Here is a 21,529-nt window from a genome sequence, read left to right on the forward strand (position 1 = left end):
GACTCCCGGGCCAGGCGCCACGTTGGCGCAGCGCGGCATTGTCGCAGATGCGCGTTGCAGCGTCAGATCGCGCATTCAGGCAGATGCCCGAATTGGGGCGTTATGTCGTGTCGCGATGAGCTGCGCCAGCGTCCCCGCCCCGCGCTGCCCGACTGGCGCACCGTGCGTTAGGCCCAGTGCACTGCTTGTTAGAGCACCTCAAGATTCGCCCGCCAATGCGCTGCCTGCGCCTGCACCTGGGCCAGCACCTCCGGCGCCATGTCGTCGAGCTGCCGGTACGGCATCGCCAGCCGCTCGTTGGCGTGCAGCAGCGTGCGCTGCCGCGCCAGGAAATCCCAGTACAACGCGTTGTATGGGCAGGCCTGCGCGCCCACCCGCGCCTTGCGCTGGTACTTGCAGCCGCCGCAGTAATCGCTCATGCGGTCGATATAGGCCGCGCCGCTGATATACGGCTTGCTGCCGAGCAGGCCGCCGTCGGCGAACTGACTCATGCCGATCGTATTCGGCAACTCCACCCACTCGAACGCGTCGATGTACACGCCCAGGTACCAGCGATGCAGTGCCTGCGGATCCAGCCCCGCCAGCAGCGCGAAGTTGCCGATCACCATCAGCCGCTGGATATGGTGCGCATGCGCGTTGGCCAGCGAATTGCCGATGGCATCGGCCAGGCAACGCATGCCGATCTGCCCGTCCCAGAACCAGTGCGGTAGCGGCGCATGCTGCGCCAGCTGATTGGACTGTGCATAGCCCGGCATCTGCGACCAATACACCCCGCGCACGTATTCGCGCCAGCCCAGAATCTGCCGGATGAAACCTTCCACCGATGCCAGCGGCGCATGTCCGTCATGCAAGGCGGCCTCCGCGCGCGCGATCACCTCGCGTGGATGCAGCAGCTTGACGTTGAGCGCGAACGACAACAGCGAATGGAACAAGCGCGGGCTGCGCGTGCTCATCGCATCTTCGTAGCGGCCGAAGTGCGGCAATGCGTGCGTAATGAACGCATCCAGGTGCTGCAGCGCCTCGTCACGGTCCAGCGGCCATGGCAAGGCGTCGTCGTTCGGTGCGCCGAAGCTGCGCACGCCAGCCGCTTCGATGCAGCTCCACAACGCGCGATGATCGTGCGCTACGCGCCAGTCCTGCGGCGCCGGCGGATCGCCCGGCCATGGCGCGCGGTTGTCGTGGTCGAAATTCCAGCGCCCGCCTTCCGGCTCGCCGGATGCATCAAGCAGGACCCGATGGCGACGGCGCATCTTTCGATAGAACACTTCCATGCGCCATTGGCTGCCGGGGCGGAAACACGCGGCCACCTCATCGCGCTCGGTCAGAAAATGCTCGCTGTCGACCATGCGTGTGGCGAATGGCTGGCGCGCGCACCAGTCTCGCAACGCTTCATCCAGCCGCCATTCGTCCGGCGCCTGATAGTCCAGATGGGCGGCGTGGTAATGCGCCATCAACGCGCCCAGATTGGCGGAAATCGACTGCCGATTGCTGGGGTTGTCGATGGCCACGTAACGCACACGATGACCGGCCTGCCGCAAGCGCGCGGCGAACGCGCGCATCGCCGCAAAGATCGCCAGAATCTTCTGCGCGTGATGCAGCACGTAATCGGTTTCTTCGCGCACTTCCATCAGCACGTAGACCACGCCCGCATCGGTCGCATCGAACCAGCTGTGCTGCAGATTGAGTTGATCGCCCAGAATCAGGCGCAGCGTGTGTGCGGGTGCCTGTGGGTTGAGGTCGGCTGCGCGTGCCACAGCATTAATCGCGATCGCTGCGTATGGCATCGCTGGCGCGCACACGCTCCGCCAGTGTCACGCCGCTTTGCCAGGCGCCTTCCACCTTGCCGCCGGCCAACCAGTCGCCACACAGACCGATACGCAATTGCGCGTCCCAGGCACAGCCGATCTGCAAGGGCGGATCGGTGCTGGCCACTGTCCAGCGAGACGCAGCGCAGGACTGCGGCACTGGCAACCCAAGCGCGGCCAGCGTTGGCAACACACTGGCAATCACCGCCTCGGGCGTCGCGTCGAAATGCGCCTGGCTCCAATCGGCATTGGCATGCAGCAGCCAGGTTTCGCTGCCGGTTCGTCCAGGCTTGCTGGCGTTGCGTGCCACCCAGCGCAACGGGCCGGCGTTGACGAACAAGGCGTCGTAACCAGGGTCGAGCGGCGTGTCGAAATGCAGCACCACCGCCCAGGCCGGCTGCATGTTTGCGCCAGCGGCAATCGTCGCGAGCGTGGGCGCGATGTGCTCCAGTAATGCAGCTGCTACCGGCGCCGGCACCGCCAACAACACTGTGTCGAAGGCGTGTCTCGTATCGTCTCCCGACACAGCCAGACACCATGTGTCGCCGTCGCGCTGCAGAGATCGCACAGCGGTGCCTGATCGAACATCCAGGTCTGCCGCAAGCGCACGCGCCGGTGCGGCCATGTCCGGCACACCGACAAAGCGCGCCAAAATGCTCCGCGAGGGACGGAATTCGATGCCATCCCAACTCGCGACGCGCGCAGGCCAGGCCGCCGCGACGCCGGCCGCAATCCACTGATCCACCACGGCTGCAAACGCCCGATCGCGTGCGGTGAAATACTGCGCGCCGTGGTCGCACTGCCAGCCATCGCCTGCGCAACTGCGCATGCGCCCGCCGGGTGCATCGCCCTGCTCGAACAGCGTTACCGTCCATCCCGCCGCCTGCAGCCGTTGCGCACAGGCAAGCCCTGCCAATCCGGCGCCGATCACCGCAACCGTCTTCGGGCGGGCGGGCTGTGTCATCTCGTCATGAGTTGGGAGTTGCAAGACGCCGCCGGCAGTTCACACTGCACAGCCGTCCGGCCCGCAGGCATCGGGACCACCGATCGGCGCCGATTCGGCCGCCAGCTGCAACAGTGCTTGCGCAAAACTCTCCGGCGGCTGTGCGCCCTGGATCAGACTGCGTCCATCGATCACGAAACTGGGCACCGCACGGATTCCCAGTGCTGTGGCCTGCGCCAATTGCGCCTCGACGGCAACGATGCCTTCGTCGGAGTCCAACAGTGCGCGCACGCGTGCTTCGTCGAGACCGCCAGCGGCTCCAGCACGCACCAGCGTTTCGGTCGCGCCCAGGTTGCGGCCTTCGGCAAAATGCGCATGAAACAGCGCTTCGATCACGGCCTCGACATCGCCCTCATGGCTGGCCAGCCAGATCAGCCGATGCGCGCGCAATGTACTGACCTGCACCTGCCCACGCCCGAAATCGAACGGCAAACCTTCGGCACGCGCAGTGGCCTGCGTCTGCGCCAGCATCTGATCCACGCGCGCAGCACCGCCGAACTTTTGCGCCAGCGCAGCACGCAACGGTGTCGGTTCCAGACCGGCGTCGGGATCCAGCTGAAACGCGTGGTAATGGATGTCCAGCGCAGGTGCCTGCGCACCAAGCGAGGCCACCGCCTGCTCGAAACGGCGCTTGCCGATCCAGCACCAGGGACAGACAACGTCAGACCAGATATCGATGCGCATGGGCGGGGATTCGTTAATGGGGATTTGGGATTTGCAAAGCATAAGCCCAAGTCCGACGCATCACCTCAGCTTTTACGAATCCCGAATGCCCAATCCCGAATCCCGGCTCTCCACCCACTGCGTGAACGGATGCGAGGCCAGCGCCAGGTTGTAATAGCGCACATCGTCGGTGACTTCCGCACCGATCCACGCGGGCTTGGCGAACGCCTCATCGGCACTCCCGAGTTCGATCTCGGCCACGACCAGCCCGGCGTTGTCGCCGAGGAATTCGTCCACTTCCCACACATGGCCCTGGCACTCGACCAGATGCCGACGCTTGTCGATCAAACCGCCGACACACAGCGCCAGCAGCGCACGCGCATCGACCACCGGAATGGGGTAGTCGAACTCCTGCCGCGTATGCCCCACCTCACGCGATTTCAAATTGAGAAATGCGCTCTCGCCCTGGATGCGCACGCGCACCGACGCGTTCTGCGCGCCACTGCGCATCGCTGCCTGGTCGTTGATATAGCCCTGCGCCATCGGGATCACCGCATGCGCGGCGCTACGCCAACCGTCGCCGGTCACGAGAAATTTACGTTCGATTTCAATGCCCATGTCCACAAGTATGGCGGGACCTGCAGAAAAATGCCTGGCCGACGCAGCCTCGCGACCTCTACACTCCGCCCCCTCTCATTCAAGGACAGAACGCCATGACAGTCAGCCGATACTCCACCCTGCACATTGCGGCGCTCACTGCCGCATTGGTGTGCGCAACTGCCACAGCCGGCGCTGCTGCAGCCACGCTCTCGCTGGCCCAGGCGCAACAGGCACTGGATGCGGCCATCGCCGATGACATGGCAGCCAACCCGCAGGAGCAGGGCGACGCGCTCATGTCCGCCATGTTCCGTCCGCGCTTGACCGCGTTGACCGGCTGCCTGCCGGCTGTCGACGCCAAACCGGAGACGCTCGATTGCATCGTCACCGGCCAGGCCGGGCCCAGCGAAAAGCACATGACGCTGCGGTTTGTCCCAAACGATAACGCGTGGGCGTTGCAGCACAGCGAGAACGAAATGGAAGTCGCCGCGCCGGTACCGCCGCAGGATCGCGTGCAGGTGCTCCTGCGCGAAGCCATCAGCCAGATGCTTGCGCAGGAGAACGACGCGGCGATGCGCACGCGCATTCAAGACGCCGCGCGTACCGCGCAAGTCTCCGGTGTCGAGCACTGCAAACTCGGCAGTGAGGCGCCAGTGGTCGAGTGCGACGTCATCGTTGAGGCCGAGGGCAAACGCGGCACGCGGCCGATGGCCTTCGCGCTGGTCGACGGGCAGTGGCAGAACGCCGTCGACAAGAAAGACTAAGAGCGGCTAACAAAACTACTGCGCAGCCGCGAGGCGGGCGACGGGTAACCGACGCCCGGAACATGACGGCCTAGCGCCGCTCAAACACCGCGATGCTTTCCACGTGCGCCGTATGCGGAAACATGTCCATCGCGCCAGCGGCCTTGAGCGTGAAGCCCTGTTCGTTGACCAGATAGCCCGCGTCGCGCGCCAGCGACCCTGGATGGCAGCTCACGTAGACGATGCGCTCGAACTTTTTCAACGGCAGCTGCTGCAACACTTCCAACGCGCCCGAACGTGGCGGGTCCAGCAGCAGCTTGTCGAAGCCCTGCCGCATCCACGCGGTATGGCGCTGATCCTGGGTCAGGTCGGCCGCATAAAACTGCGCGTTGTCCAGGCCATTGCGCTGGGCATTCTCGCGCGCACGCGCCACCAGCCCGGCATCGCCTTCCACGCCGACCACTTCGCGCACGCCGCGTGCCAGCGGCAGGGTGAAATTGCCCAGGCCGCAGAACAGATCCAGCACGCGGTCGTCCGGCTTGGCGTCGAGCAATGCCAGTGCATGCGCAATCATTTTCTGGTTGAGCGAGGCATTGACCTGGATGAAGTCCAGCGGCCGGAACGCCAGCTCCACGTTCCACTGCGGTAAGCGGAACGACAGCGGCACCTGTTGCGGCCACAGCGGATGCACGCTCTCCACGCCGCCCGGCTGCAGGAAGATCGCAAACGCGTGCGCCTGCGCAAATTCCGTCAGCGCCTGCAGATCGCGCCCGCTGAGCGGCTGCATGTGGCGGATGGTCAGCACCACCGCCTCGTCACCGGCAATGAATTCGATCTGCGGGATGTCGCGCTTGCCGTCCAGACCTTCGACCAGCGCGGCGAGCAACGGAATCTTCTCGCCGATCTGCGGGATCACCGTGTAGCAGACCGACAGATCGGCCACGAAGCGCGGATCGAGCTCGCGGAAACCGACCAGCGTCTTGTCCTTCTTTTCCACCCGCCGCACCGAGAAGCGCCCCTTGCGGCGGTAGCCCCAGTTGTCGCCCACCAACGCCGGCAGGATCGCCTGTGGGGTGACGTGGCCGATGCGCTCCAGGTTATCCATCAGCACGCGCTGTTTGGCCACGATCTGCTGCGACTCGTCCAGATGCTGCAGCACGCAGCCGGCACAGACGCCGAAATGCGGGCAGCGCGGGGTCACCCGTTGCGGCGATGCCTCCAGCACCTCCACCGTCTTGGCCTCATCGAAATGCCGGCTGCGCGCGGTGGGTTCGGCACGCACCACCTCACCGGGCAGGGCGCCGCTGATGAAGGTGACCTTGCCGCCCTCGCCCTCGCGGCGCGCAACACCGCGGCCGTCGTGACTGAGGTCGATAATGGCGGTCTGGAACGGGGTACGGTCGAAACGGTTTCTGGTTCTGGCCACGTGGCGACGAGCTGCGGGCAAAAAGGGTGCGTATTGTCGCAGATGCGATCGATGGAGGCCGCTTGCAGCAATGGGACAATTGTCGTGCGCCGCAAACACAGGCAAACTCCGGCTGCGCGCGGCGGTCACGACGCGGCATCGCTGACAAGGAGGCAGCATGAATATGGCGACACGTCAGGAACCCCACCCACGACTCTTGCTGGTGGAAGACGACCCGATCAGCCGCGGGTTTCTCCAGGCCGTCCTGGAAGACCTGCCCGCCCGGGTGGATTGCGCCGATTCGCTGTCGTCGGCGCTCGACCGCGCCCGCGAACATCGTCACGACCTTTGGTTGATCGACGTCAATCTTCCCGATGGCACCGGCAGCGAGCTGCTGCGCGCACTGCGCCTGTTGCATCCCGACGTCCCCGCACTCGCCCACACCGCCGACGGCACCATGACCATGCAACGCAGCCTGCAGTCCGATGGGTTTCTGGAAATGCTGGTCAAGCCGCTGAGCTCCGAACGTCTGCTGCAGGCGGTGCGTCGCGGACTGGCGCGCGGCCGTTACAGCGTGGCGCCGGTCGGCGTGGTCGACATCGCCGCCAGCGATTGGGACGAAGCGGCCGCACTCAGCGCGCTCAACGGTCAGCAGCACCATCTGAATGCGCTGCGCGAATTGTTCCTGGCCGAGTTGCCGGGCACGCGCGACGCGGTGGATTCGGCCCTTCAGATCAGCGACGAGCCGGCACTGCGCAACCATCTGCACCGGCTACAGGCCAGTTGCGGGTTTGTCGGTGCGGCGCGGCTTGCCGGTGCGGTGCGTTTACTGCGCGGCGACCCGCAATCGAGCACGGCGCAGACGCAGTTTCATGCGGCGGTGGCGGCGTTGCTGCACTGAACTGAGCGCCTGTCGCTGCGCGACGCGACGCTCAGGCTAGGACTCGGCGTTGTAGAGAGTGCGTACGGAGCTCGATTGAATGACGCGCCCAGCCGCGTAGCGCGCCTACCTTGCTGATCAGCGCCGGCGCGCCAGATCCTCGAGCATTTCCCAGGATTTCAGGCCGCGCCCGCCCAGGTGATGCAGCAGCACGCCACGCATGCTGCGGCGCAGACCCGGCATGTCGTCGCTCGCCGGCATGACGTCTTCGCCCAGCGCCAATAGCGCCGCGCCGGTCACGGTCTCGCGCCGGTCCTGCGCCAGCCGCTCGCTCAACACGCGCAAGGCGCCTTCCTGCGGATCGAGGCGGTAACGTGCCGCCGGGTCGATCGGTTGGCCGTCGTTGTCGTGTTGCAGATCGAAGGCAAACCCGAGCCCATCGAGCACATCGCGCTCGAACTGGCGCAGCCCCCAGGCCAATGGCAGGTTGGAGGCCAGATGCGCCCGCGCCCGCGCATAGCAATCGAACAGCTCGGGCACCGGGTCGTTGCGTGGAGCCAGCCGCAGCAGCAACTCGCTGATATAGAAACCGGCCAACATGGTTTCGCCGGCCAGGCGCGGTGCAGTGTCCAAGGCCTCGGCCTGGCGCAGTTGCGCAAGCTCGCCGCGCTGCATCGCCGTGAACTGGATCAGTTGCAAGGGCTGCAATGCGGCGCGCAAGGCCTGTTTGCGCGGCGCGTGCACACCACGCGCCAGCAATCCCACCCGCCCCTGCTGCTCGGTGAGCACTTCCACCAGCAGACTGGTCTCGCGCCAGGGGCGCACATGCAGGACGAAACCGCGTTCGTTGTCGATCAGCATGGCGGCAGGCGGGACCGGGTCCCGGTCTTACTCGTACCCGAACGCCTTCAATGCCGCTTCGTCGTCCGACCAGCCCTCGCGCACGCGTACCCAGGTTTCCAGGAACACCTTGGCGCCGAACAGCCGTTCCATCTGCAGGCGCGCCTTGCCGCCGATTTCCTTCAGGCGGGTGCCGCCCTTGCCGATCACGATCGCCTTCTGGCCTTCGCGCTCGACCCAGATCACCGCGCCAATACGCAGCAATGCGCCATCTTCGGCAAAGCGCTCGATCTCCACGGTGGTGGCATACGGCAGTTCTTCGCCGAGCTGGCGCATCAATTGCTCGCGCACCAGTTCGCCAGCCAGAAAACGCTGGCTGCGATCGGTGATCTCGTCCTCGCCGAACATCGCCTCGGCTTCGGGAACCAGCTTGAGCAGATCGCCGACCAGCGCTTCTAGGCCCTTGCGCTTGAGCGCAGACACCGGATGCACTGCAGCGAAGGTGCGGCCTTCGCTGACCTGCGCCAGGAACGGGAACAGCGCGGTCTTGTCCTTGAGCCGGTCGACCTTGTTGACCACCAGCACTACCGGCACTTTGGAATCGCTCAGGACCTTGAAGGCCAGCGTGTCTTCTTCGTCCCAACGGCCGGCCTCGATCACCAGCACTGCCGCATCCACGCCTTCCAGCGAGCCGCGCGCGGCGCGATTCATCACCCGGTTCATGGCGCGCTTCTGCTCGCGATGCAATCCGGGCGTATCCACCAATGCCAGCTGCCCCTCGGGGAAGGTGGCAATGCCCAGCAAGCGATGCCGCGTGGTCTGCGGCCGGTTGGACACGATGCTGACCTTTGCACCGACCAGCGCATTGGTCAGGGTGGACTTGCCGACATTGGGACGGCCGATCACGGCGACGCTGCCGCTACGGTGGGGGGAGGAGGTTTCGCTCACGTGTTTGAATCCAGTTGTGCGATGACGAGGGTGGCCGCCTGTTGCTCGGCGAGGCGACGCGAGGTGCCCTGGCCTTCGGCGCGGGCGACGGGCTGTTCCAGAATGCAGGCGACATGGAACTGCTTGGCATGTTCGTCGCCGCTTTCACTGATCAGCGCGTAATTGGGCAGCGGGAGTTGCCGCGCCTGCAGCCATTCCTGCAGCCGGGTCTTGGGATCTTTTTCAGCCTTGCCCACCGGCAGCGCAGCCAATGAAGGCTCGAACCAGGGCAGCACCACCTCGCGGCAACGCTCGAAGCCACAGTCCAGATAGATCGCCGCAACGATCGCTTCGACCGCATCGGCCAGGATCGAATCGCGCCGGTGGCCACCGGATTTCAGCTCGCCCGGACCGAGCGTCAAACGCTCGCCCAGATTCAGCGTGCGGCCGATGACGGCCAGCGCCCCCTCGCGAACGAGTTCGGCGCGCGCACGGGTCAATGCGCCTTCGTCGGCCTTGGGCCAGCGCTGATACAGCGCCTCGGCGATCAGCAGATTGACGATGCCGTCGCCGAGGAATTCCAGTCGCTCGTTATGCGGTGTCCCGGCGCTGCGATGCCGCAGCGCCTGGGCGAGCAGACCCGGATCGGCAAACGCGTGCCCGATCGGATCGCCACGCTGGAAAGTTCTATTGCCCACCACGTCCAGTCATGTCCTGCGATGTATCGAATTTGCCGACCACATCGAGATTGCCGATCATTTCGCGACGCACTTCGTAGTTGACCTTCATGCGCCAGCCGCCTTCGATGCGCTCGAACTTGACGTCTTCTTTTTTGACGTTTTCCGAGTAATTGATGTACAGCCGACGGAAGAACAGATCCTGCAACTTGGACGGATCCATCTCGCCGGCGCCGGGCTCTTTGGCCAGACCCTTCATCGCTGTGCGCACGGAATAATATTCCTGATACATCGGAAACAGCTTCATTCCCAAGTACAGGCCAAACCCCACCACCGCCAGCACCACCACGAACGACGTCAACGTCATACCGCTCTGCTTGCGCTTCATTGTGCTTCCCCTGGCACGCCGTGCGTGCATTTACTGGATTCCGGTCCCGATCCGCGACGGATCGAAACTCCCCTTGCAGAACCACCCCTCGCAATTGAGCCAGATCAGGAACGCCTTGCCGCGCAGATTGGCTTCCGGCAGAAAGTGCGTCTGGGTCCAGAATCGGCTGTCTTCGCTGTTGTCGCGATTATCCCCCATCACGAAATAGCTGGCGGCCGGCACGGTCCAGTCGCCCTGCCCGGCCGGCATGTTGCGATCGACCCATTCCAGCACGGTGTGTGTGCGGCCCGGCAGGTCCTCGACCAGCAACGTGGTGCCGGTCATCTCGGCGCCCTTGCCCTTGCCGATGTACTCGCCCTTGACCGTGTAGCGCATCGGCTTGTCGTTGATGTACAGCGTATCGCCGTGGAAACCGATCTTGTCGCCTGGCAGGCCGACCACGCGCTTGATCCAGTTCTGATCGGGCGCATGCGGCGGCTTGAATACCACCACATCGCCACGCTTGGGCTCGCCGGTGGGGATGAACTTGGTGTTGGTGATCGGCAGACGGAAGCCGTAAGCGAACTTGTTGACCAGGATGAAGTCGCCGATTAGCAGATTGGGCATCATCGAACTGGACGGAATCTTGTAAGGCTCGGCCACGAAGCTGCGCAGGATCAGCACCACCGCCAACACGGGAAAGAACGCGCGCGAGTAATCGATGATCGCCGGCTCGCTGTCCAGCAGCCCGGCACGTGCGGCGCGGCGCTTGGCCAGAAACAACTTGTCCAGCAGCCAGATGAAGCCGGTGCCCAGCGTCAGCACGACCAGGGCGATTTCAAACCATTTCATTCGGGTTCCTTCGGAACAGGATTCGGGATTGGAGATTGGGGATTCGTAAAAGCTCAGGGCTGGCGCGTCGTTGCCAATCCCGAATCACGCATCCCAAATCCCTGCTACTTATCCATCTGCAAGACAGCCAGGAAGGCCTCCTGCGGAATCTCCACGCGGCCGACCTGCTTCATGCGCTTCTTGCCTTCTTTCTGCTTTTCCAGCAGCTTTTTCTTGCGCGAAACGTCGCCACCATAGCACTTGGCCAACACGTTCTTGCGCATCGCCTTGACCGTGGAGCGCGAGATGATCTGCGCGCCGACGGCGGCTTGAATTGCCACGTCGAACATCTGCCGCGGGATCAATTCCTTCATCTTCTCGCACAGTTCGCGGCCACGCCGATCGGCGTAGCTGCGGTGCACGATGATGCTCAGCGCGTCGACCTTGTCGCCGTTGATCAGCGTGTCCACACGTACGAACGGGCCGGCATCGAAACGCAGGAAGTGATAATCCAGCGAGGCGTAACCGCGCGAGACCGACTTGAGCTTGTCGAAGAAATCCAGCACCACTTCGGCCATCGGCAACTCGTAGCTGATCTGCACCTGGCTGCCCAGGTAATTGATGCCGATCTGGCTGCCGCGCTTTTCTTCGCACAAGGTGATGATGTTGCCGACGTAATCGGGCGGTGTGAGGATGTTGGCGCGAATGATCGGCTCGCGGATCTCTTCCACATGGTTCAACGGCGGCAGCTTGGACGGGTTGTCCATCGGGATCACGCTGCCGTCGGTCTTGAGCACTTCATAGACCACGGTTGGCGCGGTCGAAATCAGATTGAGGTTGTACTCGCGCTCCAGCCGCTCCTGCACGATTTCCATGTGCAACATGCCCAGGAAACCGCAGCGGAAGCCGAAGCCCATCGCCTCGGAACTTTCCGGCTCGAAACGCAGCGCCGCATCGTTCAGACGCAGCTTGTCCAGGGCTTCGCGCAGGTCCGGATAATCCTCGGCATCGACCGGGAACAGGCCGGCGAACACGCGCGGCTGCATTTCCTGGAAACCGGGCAGCGCATGCGGTGCCGGGTCGGCCGCCAGGGTCAAGGTATCGCCGACCGGCGCGCCATGCACGTCCTTGATCGAGGCATTGATCCAGCCCACTTCGCCGGCGCCCAACGCGGGCAATTCCTTGCGCTTGGGAGTGAACACACCGACCTTGTCGACCAGATGCGTGCGGCCGGTGGACATCACCAGGATCTTGCTGCCCGGCTTGATCTCGCCCTGCATCACGCGCACCAGCGAGACCACGCCCAGGTAGTTGTCGAACCAGGAGTCGATGATCAGCGCCTGCAGCTTGTCGGTATCGCGCGGCTTGGGCGGCGGAATGCGCTGCACGATCGCTTCCAGCACCAGATCGACGTTGAAGCCGGTCTTGGCACTGACCGCCACCGCGTCTTCGGCATCGATGCCGATCACCGCTTCGATCTCGGCCTTGGCGCGCTCGATGTCGGCGGTGGGCAGGTCGATCTTGTTGAGCACCGGCACCACTTCCAGGCCCTGCTCCACCGCGGTGTAGCAATTGGCGACCGATTGCGCTTCCACGCCCTGGGCCGCATCCACCACCAGCAACGCGCCTTCGCACGCGGCCAGCGAGCGGCTGACTTCATAGGAGAAGTCCACATGCCCGGGGGTGTCGATGAAGTTCAGTTGGTAGACCTGCCCGTCCTTCGCCGTGTACGGCAAGGACACCGACTGCGCCTTGATCGTGATGCCACGCTCGCGCTCGATCGGGTTGGAGTCGAGCACCTGGGCTTCCATCTCGCGCGCCTGAAGGCCGCCGCACAGCTGGATGATCCGGTCGGCCAGGGTGGATTTCCCGTGGTCAACGTGGGCAATGATGGAGAAGTTGCGGATATTCCGCATTGAATCTGAGGACATTGAGGTGGGCGCCGGCGGAGCCGTCGTCAGGGTAACGCAGCATTATCGCACGCTTTGGGGCAGGGATTAGGGAGTAGGGATTGGGGATTCGAAAAGGCAGAGCAAGAGCAAGCACCCGCGAGCGAGAGCCTGCTCTTGCCAATCCCGAATCACCGATCCCGAATCCCGGCCTCCCTCAGCCGCCAGCCTTCAAGGCCACATAACTGGTCGCCTTGCCGTCGGTGACCAGCAGCATAACCACATCGCCCTTCTTGACACTGGCCAGCGCGCGGTTGATGTCGGCGACGCTGCCGACCTTGGTGCGACCGACACGCGCGATGATCAGGCCCGGCGACAACGGCGGCTGGGTGCTGCGCGCTGCCGCGCCGGTGACCGAGGCGATGCGCACGCCCTCGCCCGCTTCCAGGCCCAGGCGACTGCGCTCGGCGGCGGTCAGATCGGCGAGCTGCAGCCCGAGCAATTCCACACTGGCCGGTGCGCTGGGCTTGCTGTCGTCGGCAGCGGTGCGCGGTGCGGCGTTGCCGGCCGGGTTGTCCAGCGTCGCCAGGGTGACCGTCACCTTGCGCGGCTTGCCGTCGCGCAGGACATCCAGCGTGACCTTGGTGCCCGGCGCCATCAGGCCGATCATCGGCGGCAGATCGCTGGCCGCCTCGATCGGCTTGCCGTTGACGGCGGTGATCACATCGCCCACCTCGATCCCGGCCTTGGCGGCCGGGCTGCCGGCGGGAATGTCGTTGACCAGCGCGCCGCGCGTGTCCGGCAGGCTAAGGCCCTGCGCCTTGAGCGAATCGATCGGGCCGACCGCCACACCCAGCATGCCGCGACTCACATGGCCGGTGGCCTTGATCTGTTCGGCGGCACTGAAAGCCAGGTCGATCGGGATCGCAAAACTGATCCCCATGTAGCCGCCCGAGGCGGAGAAGATCTGCGAATTGATGCCGACCACTTCGCCACGCGTGTTGAGCAGCGGGCCACCGGAGTTGCCCTGATTGATCGCCACGTCGGTCTGGATGAAGGGCACGTAGCGCTGATCCGCATACGGGTTGCTGCGACCGGTGGCACTGACGATACCGGCGGTCACAGAGTGATCCAACCCGAACGGCGAGCCGATCGCCACCACCCACTGGCCCGGCTTGAGCGAATTGGAATCGCCTAGGCGCACCGTCGGCAGGCCTTTGGCCTCGATCTTGAGCAGCGCCACATCGAACTGCTCGTCGCTGCCGACCACCTTGGCCTTGAACTCGCGCCGGTCGGTCAGCTTGACGGTCACTTCGCTGGCGCCATCGACCACATGGTGGTTGGTCAGCACATAGCCGTCGGCGGAAATGATGAAGCCCGAACCCATCGACTTGCCGGCGATGCCGCCATCGTCATCGCCCTGCCCTGGGCCACCAGGCCCCTGGCGCGGCCCGCCCGGCATATGGAAATCCGGCCCGAAGAAGCGGCGGAAGAACTCCGGCATCTGCTCATCGCCCGGCATCGCGCCGCCGTCCTGCCCACCCGGCCCACCGCGCCGCTGGCGCGCCATGGCGTCCTTGCGGGTGATGGTGGTTTCGATATTGACCACGCCCGGGCCGACCTGTTCGACCAGATTGGTGAAGTCCGGCAGGCCCGCCACCAGCTGCGGCGCCGGCGTGGCGCTGCGGTTGGCAGCAATCGGTGCGGCGTCCTTGGCGGCGGGCGCAGGCTGCTGCGCGCAGGCGGCCAACGGCAGGGTCATGGCGATCAGGCCGAACATCTGGGTGCGGATGCGATGGTTCATCAGGTTGCCTCCGATGGCAGGGCGACAGGGGCCAAAGCCCCTGCCTTTGCAGGGGTCCGGCACGATAACGGAAGGGAGGACGCCGAACCGATGAAGGTTGGCGGCGGGATCAGTCTTGCGGCGGCTGCACCGGCAGCGGCCGGCTCGCTGACGGGCTGGCAATCGCTTGCGGCGCAGGCTCGAACGGATAGAACGCCGGGCCCGGGCGGCTTTGACTGAAGCTGGCATTGAGCGGACTGTCGCCAGCGCCGGACAAGGCCGCGCGTGGCCAGGGCCGCGCCTGCAAGGTCATCTCGGAATGCGTGAACGGGTTCGACGGCGCGGCCGGGCGCACAGCTGGAGCAACCGGTGCCGGCGTGGCAGCGGCCACCATGCGGGTCGGCGCCTGCTGCTGGCGGGCAGCGACACTGCGGGCCGCCTGCTGATTGCGCGTGGCCGCACCGCGACGGGTGGAAGCCAGCGCAGCGGCAGGCACCGCTGCAGCAAGCGCGACACCCTCGTCGGGTGTGGCCGGATCCGGTGTCGCCGGCGCTTTCGGTGCTGCCGGCGGCTGCACTGCGGCGGGCATCTGCGCGGCCGAGGCGAACACCGGCACCTGGACGGCAGGCGGCGCCGTCTCGGGCAAACGCTCGCGCGCCATGAACAAGGCGATCGCCGCGACCGATGCCGCAATCGCCGCGCCACCACCCCAGCGCCAGCGCGTCGCCGGGCGCGTAGAGGATTGCGCCTGTGGAGCGGGCTCCTCGGCAATAGCCGTGCGCACACGCGCTGCGAAGTCCAACGGTGCCGGCGCACTGGCCGCACCGCGCAGCACGTCGCCGCACAGCTGCCAACGTTCGTGGCAACCGGCCAGCTCGTCGTCGTGCGCCAGACGGCGCAACAAGAAGCGCGACTCGTCGGCGTTCAATTCGCCATCCACCAGCGCAGACAACTGCTGGCGATAGTGAAGCTCGAACTTGTCGGTGGTGGACATCACAGGGGTATGGCTCATACGCGGTGTCGCTCACGGGTAGCGCTTTCGGTCTCCAGCAGAGGCCGCAGCTCGATGTCGATGGCCTCGCGCGCCCGGAAGATGCGCGAGCGCACCGTTCCGATCGGGCAATCCATTTTTCGCGCGATTTCGTCGTAGCTCAGCCCATCCACCTCGCGCAGGGTGATGGCCGACCGGAGTTCTTCCGGCAGGGCTTGGACCGCACGCATCACCGTTTGTTCCAACTCCTGTCGCATCAATTCGCGCTCCGGGGTATCGGTGTCGCGCAAGCGTGTCGCCCCATCGAACTGCTCGGCATCGCTGATCTCGATGTCGTCGGTGGGCGGACGGCGGTTGTGCGCAACCAGATGGTTCTTGGCAGTGTTCACGGCAATGCGGTGCAACCATGTATAGAACTGCGAATCGCCGCGGAAACTGTTGATCGCGCGGTAGGCGCGCACAAACGTATCCTGGGCCACGTCCTGACATTCGCTCCAATCGGCGATGTAGCGCCCGATCAACGCAACGATGCGGTGCTGGTATTTGCGCACCAGCACATCGAACGCTGCGCTCTCGCCGCGCTGCACACGCCGGACCAATTCCAGGTCCAGCTCCTGAGGTGTATCGACTTCGGCCATGTCGGGCCGCACTCCTGTCAGCCCACCGAAGTCGGGCAATGAGACCGCCATTGAAAAGAAAAGTTCATACCGATCCGTACGATCGTCACGCATCAGGGTAGCGGCACCGATGCGCCGCTGGCGACGCCTCGCACCAAGCGCACGCCGCCTTGTCGACAGGTATGGGTATTTGACGTGAAGGAAACAACCTCTGGATGATAACGATCTTTCCTTATATCTCCGGACGGCCAGACGCATGCTTCCAGGTTTCGACGGGCTCCGATTCAGCCATTGGCAGGCAGACCTGCGCGAGGACGGCGTGGTCGTGCTCAGCCTTGATCGCCAAGGTGCGCCGGTCAACGCGTTTTCGCAGGAGGTGCTGCTCGAACTGGGCGCGCTGATCGAACGACTGGCACTGGAGCCGCCCAAGGGCGTGGTGCTGCGCTCGGGCAAGGCCAACGGCTTCATCGCCGGCGCCGACCTGAAGGAATTTCAGGAATTCGACCGCAAGGGCACGGTCAACGACGCGATCCAGCGCGGCCAAAGCGTGTTTCAGAAGCTGGCCGAACTGCCCTGCCCTACGGTCGCGGCGATCCACGGCTTCTGCATGGGTGGCGGTACCGAGATCGCGCTGGCGTGCCGGTATCGGGTGGCCTCCGACGATGGCAGCACGCGCATCGGCCTGCCGGAAACCAAGCTCGGCATCTTTCCAGGCTGGGGCGGCAGCGCCCGCTTGCCGCGTCTGATCGGTGCGCCAGCGGCGATGGATCTGATGCTGACCGGCCGCACCGTGTCGGCCAAGGCCGCGCGCGCGATGGGCCTGATCGACAAGGTCGCCGCGCCTGCAGTGCTGGTGGATGTTGCCGCCGCACTGGCGCTCACCGGCAGCAAACGCCGGTTCAAACAACGCGCCACTGCGTGGGCCACCAACACCTTGATTGCGCGCAAGCTGCTGGCGCCACAGATGCGCAAACAGGTCGCACGCAAGGCGCGCAAGGAGCATTACCCGGCGCCGTATGCGTTGATCAACGTGTGGGAGCGCGCCGGTGGCAGCGGCATCCAGGCGCGCCTGGCCGCCGAGCGCAAGGCGGTGGTGAAACTCGCCAGCACACCGACCGCTCGCAATCTGATCCGCATCTTCTTCCTCACCGAGCGCTTGAAGGCGCTGGGCGGCAAGGACGCTGGCGCTGCGGCGCTGGCCCCTATCCGCCATGTGCATGTGATCGGTGCCGGCGTGATGGGCGGCGATATCGCGGCCTGGGCCGCCTACAAGGGCTTCGAGGTCACGCTGCAGGATCGCGAGCAGCACTTCATCGATACCGCGCTGACGCGCGGCGGCGAGTTGTTCGCCAAACGCGTCAAGGACGAGGCGAAGCGGCCGGCGGTGGCGGCGCGCCTGCGTGGCGATCTGGCCGGTGCGGGCGTGGCGCAGGCGGACCTGGTGATCGAAGCGATCATCGAAAATCCGCAGGCCAAGCGCGATCTGTATCAATCCATCGAGCCGCAGCTCAAGCCCGATGCGTTGCTGACCACCAACACCTCGTCGATTCCGTTGACCGAGTTGCGTGGACACATCCAGCGTCCGGCGCAATTCGCCGGCCTGCACTACTTCAATCCAGTATCGATGATGCCGCTGGTGGAAATCGTGCAACACGACGGGCTGGATCCGGCCAACGTCGCGCGCCTGGCCGCGTTCTGCAAGGCGCTGGACAAGTTCCCGGTGCCGGTTGCGGGCACACCCGGTTTTCTGGTCAATCGCGTGCTGTTTCCGTATCTGCTCGAGGCGGCCACCGCGTATGCCGAAGGCGTGCCGGGCCCGGTGCTGGACAAGACCGCAGTGAAGTTCGGCATGCCGATGGGACCGATCGAATTGATCGACACCGTTGGGTTGGATGTTGCCGCAGGCGTGGGCGCGGAGCTCGCGCCGTTCCTGCACCTCCCGATTCCTGCGGCGCTGACCACCGTGGAGCCGGGCAAGCGCGGCAAGAAGGACGGCCAGGGGTTGTACAAGTGGGAGAACGGGCGCGCGGTCAAACCCGAGGTCGCCAGCGGCTACGCGGTGCCGGCGGATCTTGAGGACCGCTTGATCCTGCCGCTGCTCAACGAAGCGGTCGCCTGCCTGCACGACGGCGTAGTGGCCGATGCCGATCTGCTCGATGCGGGCGTTATCTTTGGCACCGGCTTTGCCCCGTTCCGTGGCGGCCCGATCCAGCACATCCGCAGTGTCGGCGCCGACGCGCTACTGGAACGTTTGCAGGCACTGCATGCGCGTTACGGCGATCGTTTTGCGCCGCGCCCGGGTTGGGAGTCGCCGTTGTTGCGTGAAGCGGTGGCGTGACACGCTGACTTCAGCTGCGACTTCGAGCAAACGCGCAGCCGAGCCGCTAGCGGCGATCACACGGCATGAGGTTGTGGAGTAGCGCGTCATCGGCGGCGCATGTCGCAAGCAACAAAAAAAGAACGGCGAGCTAAGGCTCGCCGTTCTTTTTTACACAGTCACGAAGCGACTCAGAAACGCAGACCCACACTGGTGAAGAAGTAACGGCCGGCCTGGTCGTAACCACCAAGCGAGTTGCCGTTGTAGGTCAGGCTGCCACCCACCAGCGGCGGTTCCTTGTCGGCGATGTTGTTGACGCCCAGCGTCCAGGTGACGTAATCGCCCAACTGCATCGAACCGGAAAGGTCGAAGTAGTTGTAGGCAGAGACCTTGTTGTCCTGGTTGACCAAGCGCACGTCGGTGGTCCCCGGCGTGCCGTCGGTGTTCTGGTAGTCCAGCTCACCGATATAGCGCCAGCGCAGACTGACGGTGTAACGATCGAAGTTGTAGCGCGTGCTCAGCACATGCCGCCACTCGGCACTGTTGCACGCCACGTTGACCACGCCCGCGCAGTCGTAGGTCACTTCCTGCACGCCCGGAACCGGCTCGTATTCCTGCTTGAGGGCATAGCTACCCATCATCGAGGCGGTCAGGCGGCCCGGGCCGACACTCCATGCATACGACGCAGTCAGATCGATACCCTGGAAGTGCAATGAGCCAAAATTGTCCTGGGAATTGAAGATCAGACCGGAGATGTCCGCATCGCTACCGCGGAACAGATCGCCTGTCGTGGCATTGCGGCGGACGCGGCTGCAGATATCCGCATTGCCGGTCACACCGCAGGCCGTCAGGATGTTGGATGAGCCGATCGACCGGATCGCATCGTCGATCTTGATGTCGTAGTAATCCACGCTCAGATCGAGCCCCTTGATCGGGCTGGCAGCAAAACCGACGGTCCAGGTGTTGGCCGTTTCCGGCTGCAGTGAAGCATTACCGCCGCCGATTTCGTTGTACTGACCCGCAGGGTTTGCTGCAACGCGGCCGTACTGCGCCGCCGTCACGCCCGTGTTGGCGCACTGGGCCTGGGTAAATACCGGATTGGCACCGGCACAAGGGTCGCTACCACTCCACAGTCCTATCGTGTTTTCGTTGTACAGCTCGGTCACGTTCGGAGCGCGGATCGCACGGTTCCAGCCTGCACGCAGGTGGTATTTACCGTCGACAAACGTCGCACCCAGACCGACCTTGTAGGTACTGACGCCCCCGGAGATGTCGTAGTCCGAGTAACGATAGCCAAGCTGCATGTCGAGGTTGTCCAGGCTGCCTGCCTTCGCCAACAACGGCACCGCGCCTTCCAGAAACAGTTCCTTGACGCTGATGTCGCCGGATACATTGGAAGTGGGACCGCCCAGACCGGTGAAGTTGCCGGTCTGCATATTGCTGTCGGCCACCCGCTTGAAGGTTTCGGTGCGGGTTTCCACACCACCGACAACGCTGATCGGGTTATCGCCGGCCCACGGCAGGCTATAGCCAAAGTTGCCGGTCACGTAGGCGTTGAACACGCGCATCGAGGTTTCGTAGTTGACGATACCCACGCCCTGCAGGGCTTCTGCCTCGGCTGCGGTGACGCTATCGTTCCACACGCTGTACGGCACGCAGCCGTCGAACGAGCCTGGCTGGCAGCCCAGCAGTGCATCGCGTACGCGGGTGGTCACAAAGTCGTTGATGTTCTCGGACTTGGTGGTGCTGCGGTTGTAGGTGAACGATGCGTCGTAGGACCAGTTGTCGTTGATATCGCCCTGCGCACCGCTGGTGATGCTGAAACTGTTGCTGTCCGAATTGGTGATACGCGGGCCGCCTTCGACGTTGCGCTTGGCAACGTACACAGTGAATTCGTCATCGGTGATGCCGACATCGTTACACAGGCTGCCAAGCACCGACGTGCCGCAATTGACATTAAGATCGGTAAAGAACGCACCCGATGGCGCAATCTGCGTTGAACTCTTGCGGTTGACGAACAAGGTTTCGAGGTAGGGCTTGAAGTGCTCGTTCACTTCGTACTTGAAGCTGCTGCCGGCGGTATAGCGCGTATCCGGGCGCTGGTAGTAATTCACCGGCGCAAAGTTGTAGAGATTCGGAGATGCAACCTGCGACCAGGTGCCGCCTGCGGAAGGCTGCACGTAGAACGCACCCGCAGACGGGGCGACGACGTAGAAGTTTGCCGGGTCGGCGGTGGCCGAGCCGCCGCAAGCAGTGCCGCGATTGCTCAATGCACACGCAGAGTAATCGCGCTGCCCCTGCAGCAACGGATCGTTCTCGCGCCAGGTCGCCCATGCGGTGGCGTGACCCGATTCGCCGAAGCTGCCGCCGATGGCAAGGTCTACATTGCGCGAGATACCGTCGAAGCCGGAATTGCCGGTCGGATAATCGTATCCCGCATCATCCATCAGGCCGCGCATCAGCTTGTTGCCATTGTCGTGCTGATAGGCGTTGTAGCCCATGTCGACACTGACGCCTTCGAACTCGTCGTCCAGCACGAAGTTGACCACACCGGCGACGGCATCCGACCCGTACACCGCAGAGGCGCCTCCGGTCAGGATATCCACACGGCGCACCAATGATGCGGGAATGATGCTGATATCCGGGCTTTCGCCGATGCCCTTGGGAATGCGCCGGCCATTGACCAGGGTCAACGTGCGCTGCGCACCGAGGCCGCGCAGATCGACCGTTGCATAGCCGTCCGACCCATTGTTGGCGAAGTTATCGAAGGTCGCAGCGAGTTGCGGATATTGATTGATCAGATCTTCGACCTTGGTCGAACCGGAGTATTGGAATTCTTCCTTGTTGATTTCTGCCACCGGACTGGAGGCGGTCATTGTCTGGCTCTTGATGCGTGTGCCGGTGACATTGACCGTGTCCAGGCTTTTGGCATCCAACGACGGCTGCTCCTGTGCCATGACGGTTCCCGACAAGGCCAGCGCAGCAGCGCCAACCGTGAGCGACACCCTGATGGCATCGCGCAACTTGGTGGTCTTCAATCTCATCTTTCTCTCCGAAAGTCCGAACGGGGGAAAGCAGCGCAATGCGTCGGCATCTGAAGTGATGCGAGCGCGGATCGACTGCGACATCGTTGGCGAACGCATTCAAACTGCGTAGCCACACTGGCAAACGGCCGGGCGAAGAGCGCTCCGAAA

The 21,529-nt window shown here is 64.3% G+C and carries 18 protein-coding genes; 3 read left to right on the plus strand and 15 right to left on the minus strand.

All coding sequences use genetic code 11. The features are described from left to right. Positions 1-188: 188 nt before the first annotated feature. From AC1KVG_RS15860 to AC1KVG_RS15875, 4 genes are all read right to left on the minus strand, one after another. Complete coding sequence (locus AC1KVG_RS15860; protein ID WP_481095017.1) at positions 189-1,754, minus strand: cryptochrome/photolyase family protein; 1,566 nt, start codon at positions 1,752-1,754, stop codon at positions 189-191. Between the two features lie 4 nt (positions 1,755-1,758). Beyond that, positions 1,759-2,793: an NAD(P)/FAD-dependent oxidoreductase gene (locus AC1KVG_RS15865; protein WP_481095018.1), complete on the minus strand. Its 1,035-nt coding sequence runs from the start codon at positions 2,791-2,793 to the stop codon at positions 1,759-1,761. 15 nt (positions 2,794-2,808) lie between these two features. Next, positions 2,809-3,492, minus strand: coding sequence for a DsbA family oxidoreductase (locus AC1KVG_RS15870; RefSeq protein ID WP_316694500.1), 684 nt, complete (start codon positions 3,490-3,492; stop codon positions 2,809-2,811). 72 nt (positions 3,493-3,564) lie between these two features. Further along, complete coding sequence (locus tag AC1KVG_RS15875) at positions 3,565-4,089, minus strand: CYTH domain-containing protein (protein ID WP_481095019.1); 525 nt, start codon at positions 4,087-4,089, stop codon at positions 3,565-3,567. 95 nt (positions 4,090-4,184) lie between these two features. Here AC1KVG_RS15875 and AC1KVG_RS15880 point away from each other — a divergent pair, with 95 nt between their 5' ends. Continuing rightward, complete coding sequence (locus AC1KVG_RS15880; RefSeq protein WP_481095020.1) at positions 4,185-4,832, plus strand: hypothetical protein; 648 nt, start codon at positions 4,185-4,187, stop codon at positions 4,830-4,832. A 70-nt stretch (positions 4,833-4,902) separates the two neighbouring features. Here the strand turns inward: AC1KVG_RS15880 and rlmD are convergent, their stop codons facing one another. Then, positions 4,903-6,237, minus strand: coding sequence for a 23S rRNA (uracil(1939)-C(5))-methyltransferase RlmD (gene rlmD / locus AC1KVG_RS15885; RefSeq protein ID WP_481095021.1), 1,335 nt, complete (start codon positions 6,235-6,237; stop codon positions 4,903-4,905). Positions 6,238-6,394: 157 nt separating this feature from the next. On the opposite strand from rlmD, the gene AC1KVG_RS15890 reads away from it, so the two are divergent. Continuing rightward, a complete protein-coding gene (locus tag AC1KVG_RS15890; protein ID WP_023903252.1) occupies positions 6,395-7,117 on the plus strand; it encodes a response regulator in 723 nt (240 codons plus the stop codon). Between the two features lie 117 nt (positions 7,118-7,234). Here the strand turns inward: AC1KVG_RS15890 and recO are convergent, their stop codons facing one another. The 9 genes from recO to rpoE all read right to left on the minus strand — a co-directional run bounded on the left by recO (position 7,235) and on the right by rpoE (position 16,039). Then, entirely contained in the window at positions 7,235-7,957 is a 723-nt protein-coding gene (gene recO, locus AC1KVG_RS15895) for a DNA repair protein RecO (RefSeq protein ID WP_481095022.1), read from the minus strand. 27 nt (positions 7,958-7,984) lie between these two features. Then, positions 7,985-8,884, minus strand: coding sequence for a GTPase Era (era, locus tag AC1KVG_RS15900; RefSeq protein ID WP_023903250.1), 900 nt, complete (start codon positions 8,882-8,884; stop codon positions 7,985-7,987). Continuing rightward, positions 8,881-9,561, minus strand: a complete 681-nt coding sequence (rnc, locus tag AC1KVG_RS15905) for a ribonuclease III (protein ID WP_023903249.1) — start codon at positions 9,559-9,561, stop codon at positions 8,881-8,883. The genes era and rnc overlap by 4 nt, the downstream gene beginning before the upstream one ends. Continuing rightward, entirely contained in the window at positions 9,551-9,958 is a 408-nt protein-coding gene (locus tag AC1KVG_RS15910) for a DUF4845 domain-containing protein (protein ID WP_026064646.1), read from the minus strand. Before AC1KVG_RS15910 ends, rnc begins: the two co-directional genes overlap by 11 nt. Then, the gene (gene lepB, locus AC1KVG_RS15915) at positions 9,959-10,759 is read right to left on the minus strand and encodes a signal peptidase I (RefSeq protein WP_016903795.1); all 801 of its coding nucleotides are present in this window, start codon (positions 10,757-10,759) and stop codon (positions 9,959-9,961) included. Positions 10,760-10,863: 104 nt separating this feature from the next. Then, a complete protein-coding gene (gene lepA / locus AC1KVG_RS15920) occupies positions 10,864-12,654 on the minus strand; it encodes a translation elongation factor 4 (RefSeq protein ID WP_006449892.1) in 1,791 nt (596 codons plus the stop codon). A gap of 190 nt (positions 12,655-12,844) precedes the next feature. Beyond that, on the minus strand, positions 12,845-14,431 hold the full coding sequence (locus AC1KVG_RS15925; protein ID WP_481095023.1) for a DegQ family serine endoprotease: 1,587 nt from the start codon (positions 14,429-14,431) through the stop codon (positions 12,845-12,847). A 109-nt stretch (positions 14,432-14,540) separates the two neighbouring features. After that, complete coding sequence (locus AC1KVG_RS15930) at positions 14,541-15,422, minus strand: sigma-E factor negative regulatory protein (RefSeq protein ID WP_481095024.1); 882 nt, start codon at positions 15,420-15,422, stop codon at positions 14,541-14,543. Continuing rightward, on the minus strand, positions 15,419-16,039 hold the full coding sequence (rpoE, locus tag AC1KVG_RS15935) for an RNA polymerase sigma factor RpoE (protein ID WP_043908138.1): 621 nt from the start codon (positions 16,037-16,039) through the stop codon (positions 15,419-15,421). Before rpoE ends, AC1KVG_RS15930 begins: the two co-directional genes overlap by 4 nt. Positions 16,040-16,274: 235 nt before the next feature. Between rpoE and AC1KVG_RS15940 the strand changes: the two genes are divergently transcribed. Then, positions 16,275-18,356, plus strand: a complete 2,082-nt coding sequence (locus tag AC1KVG_RS15940) for a 3-hydroxyacyl-CoA dehydrogenase NAD-binding domain-containing protein (protein ID WP_481095025.1) — start codon at positions 16,275-16,277, stop codon at positions 18,354-18,356. Positions 18,357-18,526: 170 nt separating this feature from the next. Here the strand turns inward: AC1KVG_RS15940 and AC1KVG_RS15945 are convergent, their stop codons facing one another. Next, positions 18,527-21,379: a TonB-dependent receptor gene (locus AC1KVG_RS15945; RefSeq protein WP_268212293.1), complete on the minus strand. Its 2,853-nt coding sequence runs from the start codon at positions 21,377-21,379 to the stop codon at positions 18,527-18,529. Positions 21,380-21,529: the final 150 nt, after the last annotated feature.

Source organism: Xanthomonas sp. NCPPB 3959, assembly GCF_056675575.1.

Bases quoted from the DNA above. Each gene is read 5' to 3' on its own strand.
- AC1KVG_RS15870 (WP_316694500.1), bottom strand. From the start codon at position 3,492: ATGCGCATCGATATCTGGTCTGACGTTGTCTGTCCCTGGTGCTGGATC.
- AC1KVG_RS15930 (WP_481095024.1), bottom strand. From the start codon at position 15,422: ATGAGCCATACCCCTGTGATGTCCACCACCGACAAGTTCGAGCTTCAC.
- AC1KVG_RS15940 (WP_481095025.1), top strand. From the start codon at position 16,275: ATGCTTCCAGGTTTCGACGGGCTCCGATTCAGCCATTGGCAGGCAGAC.
- rpoE (WP_043908138.1), bottom strand. From the start codon at position 16,039: ATGGCCGAAGTCGATACACCTCAGGAGCTGGACCTGGAATTGGTCCGG.
- AC1KVG_RS15945 (WP_268212293.1), bottom strand. From the start codon at position 21,379: ATGAGATTGAAGACCACCAAGTTGCGCGATGCCATCAGGGTGTCGCTC.
- AC1KVG_RS15910 (WP_026064646.1), bottom strand. From the start codon at position 9,958: ATGCACGCACGGCGTGCCAGGGGAAGCACAATGAAGCGCAAGCAGAGC.
- lepB (WP_016903795.1), bottom strand. From the start codon at position 10,759: ATGAAATGGTTTGAAATCGCCCTGGTCGTGCTGACGCTGGGCACCGGC.
- recO (WP_481095022.1), bottom strand. From the start codon at position 7,957: ATGCTGATCGACAACGAACGCGGTTTCGTCCTGCATGTGCGCCCCTGG.
- AC1KVG_RS15875 (WP_481095019.1), bottom strand. From the start codon at position 4,089: ATGGGCATTGAAATCGAACGTAAATTTCTCGTGACCGGCGACGGTTGG.
- lepA (WP_006449892.1), bottom strand. From the start codon at position 12,654: ATGCGGAATATCCGCAACTTCTCCATCATTGCCCACGTTGACCACGGG.
- AC1KVG_RS15925 (WP_481095023.1), bottom strand. From the start codon at position 14,431: ATGAACCATCGCATCCGCACCCAGATGTTCGGCCTGATCGCCATGACC.
- AC1KVG_RS15880 (WP_481095020.1), top strand. From the start codon at position 4,185: ATGACAGTCAGCCGATACTCCACCCTGCACATTGCGGCGCTCACTGCC.
- AC1KVG_RS15890 (WP_023903252.1), top strand. From the start codon at position 6,395: ATGAATATGGCGACACGTCAGGAACCCCACCCACGACTCTTGCTGGTG.